Below are 13143 nucleotides of genomic sequence, written 5' to 3'. Positions count from 1 at the left end.
AATGGCCAACCTCACCATTGCCGCTTCCGAAGCGAGCTTCGTTCGCCTCTTCAATGCCATCCGCGACAACTTCACCTTCGCGGACGCCGACAGCGCCGACTTTGGACCTTTCACCGCAAGTTATGACGTCGCCTTCCACCTTGAGAACGGCAGTGTCGACCTTCGCGGCGACAATACGGTCAAGATCGACGAACTCGACATCAAATGGGACAAGCTCGACCTGTCGCTCGGCATCGATATACCGAGCATCTGCATTGGCGGCTGGTGCATCATCCCGACGCCCTTCCGCTGTGCCCTTCGCCTGCCGAAAATCTGCATCTTCGATGACGATCCCGATATCGCCATCACGCTGCCGCTCGGCGGTCTCGTTTCGGAAGTGTCGCTGACCGGGCGCCTTGTCATGCGCCATTTTGACAACCCGGCGCGTCCACCCGGGATGAACGCCTGGGATGCCCAGGATGCCGTGCCCTCCCTGGCGAGCGAATGGCGCCTGTTCTTCGATGATCCGATTGTCGATATCGACCCCATCGATGTGGGTGATACCGTCGGCGACTTGCTGGAGGCAGCGGTCAACGCAGCGGTCGACAACCTTCTCTTTTTCCTTCCAGGCTGGGCGCGGGATATCGTGAAGGGGATACTCGGGCCGGTGATCGATCTTATTCGGGCGATACTCGACATTCCGGACGATATTCAGGAATGGATCTCGGACCTTCTGAATGTCAGCTTTGGACTGCTCGACATCATCGCCCAGTTCATCATCGATTATTTCGGCGACAAGACTCCGCTGACGGCGATCGAAGATCCCTACCCGTTGCTGCCGGAAACTACCAACCCGAACAATTTCGGTCCTTCCATGCTCATACCCGTCAAGATCCCGATCCGGAAACTCAACGTCTTCAACAACGATGTCGAGATGATTCTGGAAGCAGATATAGGATGAAACGATGTTAGCGAACCTCAACCGGCAATTGTTCGAGGCCACCGTTTTTGACAGCGGGGCGCTTGGGCTCACCACCAGCATTGTCCATCAGTTTACGGTCGCCGGGGTCTACTCGGCAACCGTGCGCAAAGACGGAAAGCACATAGGGAATGTCAGTTTCGAGGTTCGCGACGATGCGACCTCGATGCAACTCGACATTGATCTCGCCAAGACCCAGCAAGGCTCGAAAGATGGCTGTTGCTGCGGCACGGAAGCCGGCCAGCCTGTGTCGTCAAAGGGCTATGTCGTATTTCACACGACTGCCGGTACGGGATGGTCGGTCCATGTTGGCGAAGGCAAGCAGTCGAGCTTTGACAGCACACGCCTGACGAAAGGCGACATTTTTGCCCTGACGCTGCTCGAGCCAACCAGGTACGGCATCCAGAACAAACTCGGCAGTGCCAAGGGTTCCGTCACGGTGGAGTTTACCAAGGGGGATGCGAAGCGCTTGAGCGAACTTAAGCCCGTCATGGTGACGGCCGGAAAAAAGTTTGACCCCGAGAACTTCAAGCTGATCGCCACGCAAGGGCTCGTATTCCGCATCGAAACCGACGCCCGCATCGTCATCAGCCGCAAGGAACCGCGTAAGGCCGAACCTGACAAGGGGCGCATCCGCTTTCAACGGCCGCGTATCGTCGAAACCCGGCCGACCCGGAAGGCTTCATAGAGTCTTGTCCGGCTAACGCGCGCTGCGATACAGGATCTCGCCCTTGCCCGACACGGAATTGTCGCCCGCATATTTCCCCGGCCTGTTGCCAAGCAGGGGGCGGTCGAGAATGCCTTCCGCGATGAGGTAGCGGTCGAAAAGGCCGGAAAAAGCGATATCCGGCCGCCCGCAAGCGATGAAGGTCGGCGACAGTGCCTCGGGGTGGCGATCGAAGAGCAACGAGCCGCGCTTCATAAGATAGCCCGGCATCGCCCCGACCTTGCCCGTAACCACGATGGTCCCTGCGATCATGCGATAGCCCGGATGATCGCCGCAGCCCTTGCCGATTGCGACCGTGCCACGCCGCAACCGGTCGCCGGCGTAGTTGCCGGCCCTGCCCCGAACAATGAGGACACCGCCTTCCATGCCTGCAAGCTCGCCGGCAAGCGGCGCGGCGACGTGATTGCCGGCGTTGCCCGTAAGTTCGATGCGTCCGCCAGCCATGCCAGATCCCAAATGATCACCAGCGTTCCCTTCGATCAGCAGCGATCCCCCGGACATCTTGCGGCCTGCCTGGCTCCCGACATTTCCAACAACGCGCAGCTTGCCAGCACCCATACCGGTCCCAACCCGGTCGAACCGGGCGCTTCCGCCCTCGACGATGAGGTTTTCGGCATCTTTTCCGGCCAATTTGAACAGGTCGCCGACGACGGCCGGTTTGCGGCTTGTACCGACGCGCAACCTTTCAATCTGTGCGAGCGAGAGCCCGGATATGCCTGTCGGCGTAAGCAGGGAGAGATCGAGGCGCTCCTCGGGCTCGGACAGCAGGGTGAAGGTCATGGCTTTCATGGCAACAAGTCCTTCAGATGATAGTGAAACTTGCCAAGCTTGCCGCCATAATTGCCAGCACTGATCCGCAGCGCCCCGCGCTTCGGGCCAAGATCGATCGCCGCCTTCAGTCCGGCGCGCATCGCCGCGGCAACCGCATCGCTGGTTTCGCCGTCAATGACGATCTCCAAGACCGCGTTAATGTCCGCCGTGAGTGAGGAATTCACCACGCCGCGCAGCGTCGGCGCAAAAGCATCGTTGGTCGAAGCCATCATGCCCTTGTATTTCCCGCCGACTTTCGAGCCGGACCGAACGATACCGCCGGGGAACGGCATGATTGCACCCGGCACTTTTTCGATGGCGGCGACCGCTCGCTCGGCGGCCAGCAGCGCCTTGGCATTATCCGCCGCAAGGAAAAGCAGGTTACCGCCGCCAACTGCATTCTTGGTAAGGCCCGTCGTCGCTTCGCAGAGAAATTCGCCATCCATGACCGGCACGCGCCAGTAGTGGCGGTCGCCGAACTTCTTCGATATTTGCCAGCCGTCGCCGAAATAGCGCAGCGAATTGCCAAGGTCGAGCCGCGCTGATCCGTCGAGCGCGGCGAAACACGCGCTTCCCGGCGAGGTCAGCACGCATTGGCCTAATCGGGTCTTGAGCTGTTTCTGCAGATCGTCAGTGCTCATGGCGAAGATCATGACGCGGCAGCCCGGGCGGCCATCCGGTGTTTGGGTCTCCGGCACGTCCATATCGATGGCGGCCTCACATCCGCAGCCGATCACGGACGTCGCAAAGCCGGTCATGGTGATCGCTGCCTGGCGAGCCCACTTCAGGGTCGGCGCCGTAATGAGGATTGCGGTGGCCCGCATGCCGAAGGCTTCGGCAAATGTATCGTCGATGATGACCCCATTGCGGCTCAGCTGTTGCATGAGACCTCCGCAAACGGCTCTTCGCGGGCAATCGCGGTATCAGCAAAGGTGAACCACTCCAGCGACAGGCCGTAGCGCTCGTCGTGATAGTCCCGCATGCGTTTGACCATGGCCTTGTCCGCCGGCGGATTGAGCCGCAACGCCTTGCCCCAACGGTATTTCGTCACCTTGCCGTTCTTGACGACCAACTCGCCGTTCTTGAAGACGAGCGCGGCTTCGCGGAACATCTTCGCGATGTCCTTGCCGCGGCGGTAAACGGCAATATCGGCGATCGCACCCGCCGCGAGATGGCCACGATCCTTGAGGCCGAGGAGCTTTGCCGGCGCGGCCCGCGTCATGATGGCGATCTCCTCGAATGTGTATTCGCGCCGAACCGAAGCCAGCGTCGTCAGCTCCAATGCCCCAGCATTGAGCTCGGTCGCCTTGGCATCGCGCGCCTCGGCACTCATCAGCAGCTCGAACAATTCCGGATAGGCGGTAAAGGGCGCACCGTTGGGATGATCGGTCGTAAAGAACACGCGCCATGGATCGGTAATCAGGAGAAAGAGCTCCAGCCCTACCGCCCACTGCAGCGAGCCATAATAGTCGTGCTTGTAGCGATAGGGGACAATGCCGCCACCGCTGTTGCCGTCACCGTCGATGATGACGGACTTCTTCGGATTTGCATTACCAAGTGCCGAGAACTGGCGCATAACGTCGGACGAAATCGTCACTGTCTGGCCGAACATCACCTGGCCGATATCGATCGTCACGTCGGGGTTGCCGTTGACAAGTTCCGCAAGCCGCGCGGCCTCGGACGAGAACTTGCGCTTGCCTTCCGTCCCGTAGCCGTAGAACTGCAGGTGCGCCAGATGCAGGGGCGTGCCTTCCGTTGCGGCAATCGTCGTCGCGGCCGTGTCGGCGCTCCCGGCTATGCCGAGATTGTTGCAATGGACATGCAAGGGATGCGGAATGCCGAGCCGCGTGACCGATGCCTGCAGCGCCTTGACGATGCTGCGCGAGGTCAAGCCATATTCCGGCACGACGTCGTCGAACGAAAACGACCGCACATTGTCCTTGAAGGCAGCGGCGGCGCCGGCATTGATTACCTTGACGCCCAGCGCACGGGACGAACCGACGATCCAGGCAACATAATCGTCGAGCATGGCCGTCGATTTTTCGTCGCGCAGCAGCGAAAGGGTAAAGTCGTCATTACCGAGAATGGCGAGCGTCGCCTTGTCGATGATGGGTATGTCGGCAAGCTCAAGATGCGTGTGAAGCGCGGTGCTTGGGGCCATGGCCGGCTCCACGACCGTGGTAAAGCCCATCTGAGCGTAGAGACATCCGGTCTGATAGGTCGACCAGCCCGCATTGGAAAGCGGGGTGTTTGCCGGGCGTGGCTGATGCGCCGCGTGTTGCTCGGGCAGCAGCAGCCGCGCGGTATTCACATTGCCGCCGCCGATATGCGAGTGAATGTCGATTGCGCCCGCCATGACGATACAACCGGATAGATCGTGCGTTTCGTCTGCTGTGCCGCCCTCGGGAGCTTCAACGATAACACCGTCCCTGATCCACAGGTCACGGCGGCCACTTGTACCATTGACCGGATCGATCACGTCTCCCCCCGCGAGACGGATCAGCATGGCAAACCCTTTCGGCCGGGAAGAACAAGCGCAAGCTGCTGCAGCACGCTTGCTATGCTCGGCAATTCGGACGGTGCCGAAGCTGTCAGCGAATGGAACGTGCCGATCCTGCTGGAGAAGGCGACCCCGTCATGATCGACTCCCGCCCTGCCGACCGATATCGTTACGGCAGCCCCTTCGGTCCGCTTTTCCGTCCGGCTCAAAGAGACCAACCCGATCCTGCCTTTCGGCGGCATTGTTCCCCGTGCGGACACCCAGACGTGAAGGTCCGCTTCCTTGTCGCGAACCATACGCTGGGTGTCCCATCGCACGGGGTCATAGCTTGGGAGGCTATCGGAAAATCCTGTACGGGGTGGAAAACCGGTCATCCATAGTGATGTGAGGGCGGTACCCCAGGCATCATCGTCCGTGGGAAGAAACAGACTGCTGGCGCGACCTTGCTTGTTGAGGTCGGCCACAAGTCCCTGGAGCATGGCAAGGTCCGGCGAATTCATAGTGCCGGAAAAGACGAAGACCGGAAACCGGCTCTTGCCGAGCGCGCTCTTCAGGCGATCGACATTTGCCCGCGACCCAGTCTGATTTCGCCCGAGCAGACTCGCGCGCAGGGCAGCGAGCACGCCCGCAAGCCCGAGGCCCTCCCCGCCGATCGCAACGGATCTGAGCTTGCGATGGAGGCGACCCGCGTCCGAGGTGGGCTCCAATGCGCCCTCGACGTGAAACCAAACCCGCTTGTTGCGATCGCCGAGATCAGGATTGGATCCTGCCAGATGGAGCAAGAGTTCATGATGGGCAACGGGAATGTCACCGACGAGAACGATGAGGCTGGAACGGCGCCGCGTCTCACCCGGCGTCGTGATCATGGCGCCTTGATCGGCGAACAGCGCCACTTCCCTTGCGAGCGTGTCGCCATGGATATGATCGAAGGCGCCGCCTACCCTTTCCGCGAGTGCAATCGCACTGCGCGTACCATGCACATCCGCATCTATGGTGAATACTGGACAGCGGCTTGATACCAGAAGCTTTGCAACATTCTGTATCGCATCCATCAAGGATACCGGCTGGCTGCCAATCCATGCAACCGACATATTCCGCATCTTTCTGGTGCCAAGATTAACTTAGCTACTTCTTTTTCGATTGTGAACCCTGACGCCAGGCAAAAATCACGCAGTCAATCGTCGTATTTTACATAGGCAAAGCGCTGGTCTGTTTGCGGCGTTCCCTCCAGCGATCCCGTCTCCTTGCCGGGTTGCCACTGGACCACACTTTCGATCTTCTTGGCGAGTTCGAAATCCTTGTCGGTAATGCCTTTGGCCGCGTGATTCTGGAGGAGGACCTCGACCCAGGCATAGGACGCCTTAAGATCCGGATGATGCCATGCGGCCTCCGCGAGATGACCGATCGTGTTGATGACCATCAATGTCGACTTCCAGCTATGCGTCTTGTATTTGCGGCGAATCCAACCGTTCTCATAGCGCCAATGTGGCAGTTCTTCCTTGAGCTTTGCGACGATTTCGCTTTCGGAATAGACGCGTTCCTTGATCTTCGGTTCATCGGTCATTGGCATTCCTCCCTATTTCGTCGCGCATCGCGCTTGCGCCGAGTTCGAAAGACGATATCATAGCGGTGGGCCCGATTTTTGAGATTATGTAAAGAATAAGCAAATGTCGGATTCCGTCACTATCAAAGTCCCGGCCCGCCTGCATCTTGGCTTTCTCGACATTCCCCGCTCGCCGGACGATCGCTTCGGCAGCATTGGCCTGCCCGTCGAAGACATTGCGACGACATTGACGATTGCACGTAGCGCCGAGACGCATGTGGTTGGCGACGAAGAGGCGCGTATCACCCAGCACCTCGAAACGCTCTGCACACATCTCGGCATCAAGGCGCACCACAGGATCAGCATCCAACATGCGATCCCCCGCCACATCGGTCTTGGCTCCGGTACACAGATTGCCCTCGCCGTTTCAGCCGCATTGCGTACTCTCCACGGCCTCCCGCTTGAGCCTGCCAACGACGCCGTGCTGTTGAAGCGCGGATCGCGCTCGGGCATCGGGATTGCGGCGTTCGATGAAGGCGGCGTCATCATCGACGCGGGGAAAGGCGATACCAACCGGGCACCGACCGTTGTCGCCCGTTTCGCATTTCCCGACGCCTGGCGCATCATTCTCGTCTTCGACAATGCTGCCCATGGCATCCACGGCGACGCCGAGATCGCTGCTTTCCGTGCACTTCCTCTGTTTCCTGTTGCGACATCCGCTTCGATCGCACGCACCGTACTCCTTGGGATCATGCCGTCACTGGTCGAGCGCGACCTTGCTGCCTTCGCGCGCGGGATTGCATCCATCCAGACCGAAATCGGCAGCTATTTCGCCCCGGCCCAAGGGGGCGTTTTCACGAGTCGCAAGGTCGAGGCGACATTGCACCGGCTCGCCGACGCGGGCGCCCTTGGCATTGGGCAAAGTTCCTGGGGTCCGACCGGATTTGCCTTTTCACAGACGCAAGCCGAGGCGGAACGTATCGTCAGCGCCATTGGCGGCCGCGCTCCCGGCACGACGATCCAGATCGTTGCGGGCCGGAACGCGGGCGCGGAGATCACGCACAGCGCCCTCAATCTCGCCAGAGCTTGAAATCATGGGCGCCACAGCCAGAAAGGAGCGGGCACAATGAGCCGCAAGACGATCCTTCACATGTTGACGCCACTCCGGCACATGAGCCCGTTCGACGTGAATATGGCGCTCGATGCCGGTTTCGATGCGGCAATTCCCTATACGGAAGTGGGCCTCGCCGATATCGGCAACCTTGTCCAGGATGCGATTTTTTCCCGCCCGCCCGATGCCGGCGTCGCCACCGGCATCTTCATCGCCGGCAAGGATGCGCCGCTCGCGCTCGACATGCTGGGTGCTGCAAAAAAAGCCATGGTTCCGCCGTTCGAGATATCGGTTTTTGCCGATCCGGCAGGATCGTTCACCACTGCGGCTGCCATGGTCGCCAAGGTGGAAAAGGCCCTTATCAAACACCATGATCGCGGCCTCGCCGGAACGGCCGTTGCAGTGTTTGGCGCAACCGGGGTTGTCGGCTATTGCACGGCGGTCATCGCTGCCAGCGAAGGCGCCAACGTTACCATCGTTGGCCATGACGGCATTGATCGCGTGACGGATATCGCAGCGTCGATCAAGGAGCGTTTCGGCGTCGTGGTCGAGCCTGCTGACGGCTCGACCGATGCGTACAAAACCGCCATCGTGCGCGCAACAGAGGTGGTGCTCGCCGCCGCCAAGGCCGGCGTGCAGGTCCTGTCAAAGGCGCAACTCGGATCGGCAGGCAGGCTGCTCGTCGCCGCCGACGTCAACGCGGTACCTCCGGCCGGCATTGAAGGGCTCAAGGTCAATGCCAATGGCGAACCGCTCGATGCGACACAGGCTGTCGGCATTGGTCCACTCTCCATCGGCAACGTCAAATACAAGACGCAGGCTGGTTTGTTCGAACAGATGATCAAGGCAAAGAAGCCGGTCGTCTATGATTTCCGGGACGCTTTCACACTTGCTCGCGAACTTGCCAAATAATGCCGCGATCCTGATCGCCGCGATATCCGGGCGCTCGCTGGCGGCCGCCGCTCGGCGCGCCGGTCTGCGGCCACTAGTTGCCGATCTTTTCAACGATGCCGATACACTCAAGCTTGCTGAACGGGCCGTCAAGCTTCACGGCAGCCTTGAGGCCGGTATAGATCCGCATGCAATCGTCGAGACGCTTGCCGGACTTGCCGGTGAGGCCCAACCAGTCGCGCTGGTGTACGGATCGGGGTTCGAGCGCCGACCCGAAATGCTGGAAGCAATCGCCAAGAGGTTTTCGCTTGGCGGCAATGCGGCAGGCACTGTTCGGCTGATGAAAGAACCCGCCAGCCTCGCAAGCCTCTGCCATGAGTTTTCCATCCCACATCCGGAGATTCGCTTCGACAATCCCTTGGAAGCAACGGGCTGGCTGACAAAACTAGGCGGGGGAGCAGGCGGCTCACATGTCAAACGTTTGAATGGGCATAGTGCCATCCAGCCCCCCCTATCGGTGACGGAGGGGAGCAGTTTCGAACACGATGGCCCGCAAACGGGACACTATTTCCAGCGCTTCGTCGAAGGCAAGAACCTTTCAGCGCTGTTCCTTGCAGATGCAACGACGGCTCATATTGTCGGCTTCAGTCGGCAGTGGCCATCGCCACATCCCAATGCGCCATTTCGCTATGGCGGCGCGGTGCGGCTGCGCCGCTACGACCGTGGCAGGGCTTTACAAATTGAGGCTTGGCTCTCGGCCCTGACGCAGCGCGCCGGCCTTGTCGGTCTGTGCAGCGCCGATTTCATCGAGGCCGAAAACGGTCTTAGTCTTATCGAAATCAATCCCCGCCCGGGGGCAACGCTCGATATTTTCGACAGCGACGCAACGCCGCTGCTGCGTGAACATTTGCGTGCAGTAGCGGGCGCTTCAATTTCGGTCCCTGCCTATCGCGGCTCGGCCGCATCGGCCATCGCTTACACCAATAGGCCAATCAAGGCCTTTCCGCCGGTCGACTGGCCGGCGATGACGGCCGATCACCAGACATCCGGAACTGCACTCGGTGCGGGGGATCCGGTCTGCACCGTGTTTGCCTCGGCGTCCTCGGCAGCAGCAGCCGAGCGCGCAGTAAGGCACCGCGTCAGGACGTTGGCGATCAATTGGGAGGAGGATTTCGCATGAGGGACGGTCATGCCTATCTGAACAGGAATGCGCAGCGTCTCGCTGACGCGATGATCGAGGACGCCGATCGGCTCGGGATAAGCCATAGTCGCGGCAGCCTCGGCGAACACTTGATCGACGCCGGGGCCAAGGCTCGCGGGGGAATAGAGGCCGGCCTGCGCATTGTCGAAATCTGCATGGGCGGGCTTGCCACCGTCTCGGCCAGCCTCGATCGCAGTTTTGGCAAATGGCCATACACAGTAGACGTGCGTTCGTCGCAGCCGGTCCTTGCCTGCCTTGCCAGTCAGTACGCCGGCTGGAATCTTTCGCACGAAAAATACTTCGCCATGGGATCGGGACCCGTGCGGGCTCTCGCTCGAGTCGAGCCGTTATTCAAGGATATCCCCTATCGCGAGCCCGAGGCGCAGTCTTCCGTGGTGATGCTTGAAGCAGCGACGCCACCACCGGCGGAAATCGTCGAAAAAGTTGCGAAGGCGACGAAGCTCGACCCATCGCAATTGACCTTCATCTATGCGCCGACGCAGAGCCTCACCGGTTCGATGCAGATCGTCGGGCGGGTCCTCGAAGTCGCCCTCCATAAGGCGCACGATCTCAACTTTCCGCTTGATGCCATTGTCGACGGCGCGGGACGGGCTCCAATACCTGCCCCGCATCCGGACTTCTTGAAAGCCATGGGCCGCACCAACGACGCCATTATCTACGGCGGCATCGTCCAGCTTTATGTGCGTGGCAGTTCGCAAGCGGCCCGCGATCTTGCCGAGCAGCTGCCGAGCCACCGCTCACGCGACCATGGCCGGCCGTTCGCAGACATATTCAAGGCATTCAAAGGCGACTTCTACGCAATCGATCCGCATCTCTTCAGCCCTGCCGAGGTGATTGTAACCGCAATCGAAACCGGCGATACGTTTCGCAGCGGCAGCCGCGATGATGAAATGCTCGAGCAATCCCTGGGGTGAGACGACTATAGATGCCAGAAACGATACTGATCCTATCCGACCGGGCCGATCGGCAGGTCAGACAATTGCAGGCTTCGCTTGAGCGTCTCGGCTTCAGTATCCTCACCTTGCACCTTGCCGATATCGCTTTCGATACCCGTTTCTCCTCGGGACTTGCGATCCCGGGATTGAACGGCGCTCTGCCTGCGGGTGTCATCGTGCGTTCGATATCATCAGGATCCTTCGAGGCGATTACCCGAAGGCTTGGCATCCTGCATGCCTTCGCGCAAATGGGCGTTCTGGTGTGGAATTCGGCCAAGGCTATCGAGCGCTGCGTCGACAAATCGACGACCACCTTTCTGTTGGCGCATGCCGGTCTGCCGACGCCGCAGACCTTTGCCGTCGAGAACCTCGCCAACGCACGCGACGTTGCCGAGCGCGAGCTTGGGCACGGCCCCCTGGTGCTGAAGCCGCTATTTGGATCGCAAGGCAAAGGCTTACGCCTCATCAGGAGCGTCGATGACCTCCCTGAGCCCGAGGAAGTCGACGACATCTATTACCTGCAGCGTTACGTTGCCCATTCCGGACCGCCCTTCTGCGACTACCGGGTTTTTACATGCGCCGGTGAGGTGCTGGGCATGATGGCGCGCCGCGCCGACGGCTGGATCACCAACATCGCCAAGGGCGCCAAGGCCGAACCCGTCATCGGTACCGTGCGTTCACTCCTCGAAAGCCTGGCACTCGCCGCGTCTGCAGCCATCGGCACGGACTTTGCCGGCATCGATATCGTGCCTGCCGCCGATGGCCGCCTTCTCGTCCTTGAGGTCAACAGCATGCCGGCCTGGACCGGCTTGCAATCGGTCGTGCCGGTGCGCATTGCCGATCGCATCGCGGGTGCACTCGCCGCCCGCATCGCTCCCGCACTCGATGAAAGGCCTGCTGCGTGAAACCGACACGGGAGCAGATAAGGCGTGCCTATATCGATGCCTGTTATCACGAGATCGACGCGCTCAAACCGGGAAACGTGCATCGATTTGCCGACGGCCACAAGATGAGCGCCGCACAGTTCTTCGACAGTGCCCAGGCTTCGGCTACGCCGATTGCGGACCCTGAACTTGCCATTGGTGCGCGCATCCTTGCCGCGATCAGGGCGACGCGGCAGAAGGTTGAAACCAACACCAATCTCGGCATCGTTCTCCTTTGTGCGCCGCTGGCACAGGCTGCGGAGCGCGGCGGCGCCGACCTGCGCACGAACCTTGATGCCGTGCTTGCGGCGCTCGACATTGATGACGCGCGCAATGCGTTCGCTGCGATCGTCCTTGCGCAGCCCGGCGGTCTCGGTTCCGCCACCAGACATGACGTGGCAGAAGAACCCGCAGTCACGCTTCTCGAAGCGATGCGCGAAGCCGCCGACCGTGACATGATTGCCCGCCAATATGCCACCGGCTTTGCTGATATCTTCAGCGGCGGATTTGCCGCGCACGCTGCCGCTGTCCAAGCGGGCGAGGAGCAGATGTGGCCCGTCGTTTTCGTCTATCTCCATTACCTGTCGGCCTTTGCCGACAGTCACATCGCTCGCAAGTTCGGTGCGGCGCGCGCTGAAGCAACACGCAAGAAGGCGGCGCATATACTGGAGCGTGTACACGCTCTTAAGGACGGCACTGAAAGGGAAAAGCTGCTCCTCGCCTTCGATGCCGAGCTCAAGCATGATGGCATCAACCCGGGCACGTCCGCCGACCTCACCGTTGCAACCCTTTTTGCGCTACAACTCAACTTGGTCTTGCATATTCCCTAGGTAAATGATTGAATTTCGTCAGTGGATTTCATCCGCTGCTATCTGGCCAACCGACCCCCAACTCAAGGGTGCTGCGAACAAGGATAGCTGTCCATCGAGCGTCGTGTCTCGAGGTGCGGCATCTTTGGACGAACCATTTGGGACCGCTATAGGGAGGAAATAGGCTGTGGCGAAAATCAATAAAGTTATGGTTGGCGAGTCGCTGGTTGGCGACGGAAATGAAGTTGCGCATATCGATCTTCTGATCGGGCCGCGTGGCAGCGCCGTTGAGACGGCATTCTGCAATGCGTTGACGAACAACAAGGATGGTTTCACCTCCCTGCTTGCCGTCATTGCTCCGAACCTCGCATGCAAACCCAATACGATCCTGTTCAACAAGGTTACCATCAAGGGCGCCAAGCAGGCCGTCCAGATGTTCGGACCGGCACAGCATGCTGTTGCCAAGGCGGTTCAGGACAGTGTTGCCGACGGAACGATTCCTGCGGACGAAGCCGATGATATCTTCATCTGCGTTGGCGTTTTCATCCATTGGGAAGCAGAGAGCGACGCGAAGATCCAGGACTACAACTATCGCGCCACGAAGGAAGCAATCCAACGCGCAGTAACGGGCAAGCCGACGGCCGCGGAAGCAACCGCCCAGCGCGATTCCGTGAAGCACCCCTTCAGCGCATAGACAAGAGACAACCCCGCACA

The 13143-nt window shown here is 60.2% G+C and carries 14 protein-coding genes; 9 read left to right on the top strand and 5 right to left on the bottom strand.

All coding sequences use genetic code 11. The features are described from left to right. The first annotated feature begins 1 nt into the window (after position 1). Positions 2 to 940: a hypothetical protein gene (locus AC1DNI_RS20355; protein WP_477693198.1), complete on the top strand. Its 939-nt coding sequence runs from the start codon at positions 2 to 4 to the stop codon at positions 938 to 940. 4 nt (positions 941 to 944) lie between these two features. Then, entirely contained in the window at positions 945 to 1646 is a 702-nt protein-coding gene (locus AC1DNI_RS20350) for a hypothetical protein (RefSeq protein ID WP_477693197.1), read from the top strand. A gap of 12 nt (positions 1647 to 1658) precedes the next feature. On the opposite strand, the gene AC1DNI_RS20345 is transcribed toward AC1DNI_RS20350, so the two are convergent. The 5 genes from AC1DNI_RS20345 to AC1DNI_RS20325 all read right to left on the bottom strand — a co-directional run bounded on the left by AC1DNI_RS20345 (position 1659) and on the right by AC1DNI_RS20325 (position 6559). Further along, positions 1659 to 2474, bottom strand: a complete 816-nt coding sequence (locus AC1DNI_RS20345; RefSeq protein WP_477693196.1) for a formylmethanofuran dehydrogenase subunit C — start codon at positions 2472 to 2474, stop codon at positions 1659 to 1661. After that, complete coding sequence (gene fhcD, locus AC1DNI_RS20340) at positions 2471 to 3379, bottom strand: formylmethanofuran--tetrahydromethanopterin N-formyltransferase (protein WP_477693195.1); 909 nt, start codon at positions 3377 to 3379, stop codon at positions 2471 to 2473. The genes AC1DNI_RS20345 and fhcD overlap by 4 nt, the downstream gene beginning before the upstream one ends. After that, positions 3367 to 5001 carry a formylmethanofuran dehydrogenase subunit A gene (locus AC1DNI_RS20335; RefSeq protein ID WP_477693194.1) on the bottom strand — a complete coding sequence of 545 codons (1635 nt, stop codon included), beginning with the start codon at positions 4999 to 5001 and terminating at the stop codon, positions 3367 to 3369. Before AC1DNI_RS20335 ends, fhcD begins: the two co-directional genes overlap by 13 nt. Next, on the bottom strand, positions 4995 to 6086 hold the full coding sequence (locus AC1DNI_RS20330) for a tungsten formylmethanofuran dehydrogenase (protein ID WP_477693193.1): 1092 nt from the start codon (positions 6084 to 6086) through the stop codon (positions 4995 to 4997). The genes AC1DNI_RS20335 and AC1DNI_RS20330 overlap by 7 nt, the downstream gene beginning before the upstream one ends. A gap of 83 nt (positions 6087 to 6169) precedes the next feature. Next, positions 6170 to 6559, bottom strand: coding sequence for a 4a-hydroxytetrahydrobiopterin dehydratase (locus AC1DNI_RS20325; RefSeq protein ID WP_477693192.1), 390 nt, complete (start codon positions 6557 to 6559; stop codon positions 6170 to 6172). A gap of 103 nt (positions 6560 to 6662) precedes the next feature. Here AC1DNI_RS20325 and AC1DNI_RS20320 point away from each other — a divergent pair, with 103 nt between their 5' ends. The 7 genes from AC1DNI_RS20320 (at position 6663) to fae (ending at position 13123) form a co-directional block, all read left to right on the top strand. Further along, the gene (locus AC1DNI_RS20320) at positions 6663 to 7628 is read left to right on the top strand and encodes a beta-ribofuranosylaminobenzene 5'-phosphate synthase family protein (RefSeq protein WP_477693191.1); all 966 of its coding nucleotides are present in this window, start codon (positions 6663 to 6665) and stop codon (positions 7626 to 7628) included. Between the two features lie 36 nt (positions 7629 to 7664). After that, positions 7665 to 8561 carry an NAD(P)-dependent methylenetetrahydromethanopterin dehydrogenase gene (locus AC1DNI_RS20315; RefSeq protein ID WP_477693190.1) on the top strand — a complete coding sequence of 299 codons (897 nt, stop codon included), beginning with the start codon at positions 7665 to 7667 and terminating at the stop codon, positions 8559 to 8561. Continuing rightward, positions 8539 to 9720 (top strand): ATP-grasp domain-containing protein, encoded by a 1182-nt coding sequence (locus AC1DNI_RS20310; protein ID WP_477693189.1) that lies wholly within the window; start codon positions 8539 to 8541, stop codon positions 9718 to 9720. Before AC1DNI_RS20315 ends, AC1DNI_RS20310 begins: the two co-directional genes overlap by 23 nt. Next, positions 9717 to 10676, top strand: a complete 960-nt coding sequence (gene mch, locus AC1DNI_RS20305; RefSeq protein ID WP_477693188.1) for a methenyltetrahydromethanopterin cyclohydrolase — start codon at positions 9717 to 9719, stop codon at positions 10674 to 10676. The genes AC1DNI_RS20310 and mch overlap by 4 nt, the downstream gene beginning before the upstream one ends. An 11-nt stretch (positions 10677 to 10687) precedes the next feature. Further along, complete coding sequence (locus AC1DNI_RS20300; RefSeq protein WP_477693187.1) at positions 10688 to 11602, top strand: ATP-grasp domain-containing protein; 915 nt, start codon at positions 10688 to 10690, stop codon at positions 11600 to 11602. Further along, positions 11599 to 12450, top strand: a complete 852-nt coding sequence (locus AC1DNI_RS20295; RefSeq protein WP_477693186.1) for a triphosphoribosyl-dephospho-CoA synthase — start codon at positions 11599 to 11601, stop codon at positions 12448 to 12450. Before AC1DNI_RS20300 ends, AC1DNI_RS20295 begins: the two co-directional genes overlap by 4 nt. 166 nt (positions 12451 to 12616) lie before the next feature. Further along, positions 12617 to 13123: a formaldehyde-activating enzyme gene (gene fae, locus AC1DNI_RS20290; RefSeq protein WP_027232877.1), complete on the top strand. Its 507-nt coding sequence runs from the start codon at positions 12617 to 12619 to the stop codon at positions 13121 to 13123. Positions 13124 to 13143 lie beyond the last annotated feature (20 nt).

This window comes from Phyllobacterium sp. 01N428, from assembly GCF_056399405.1.
Note: the sequence above shows the minus strand (reverse complement) of the source record. Positions and strands in the feature narration are given on the sequence as shown.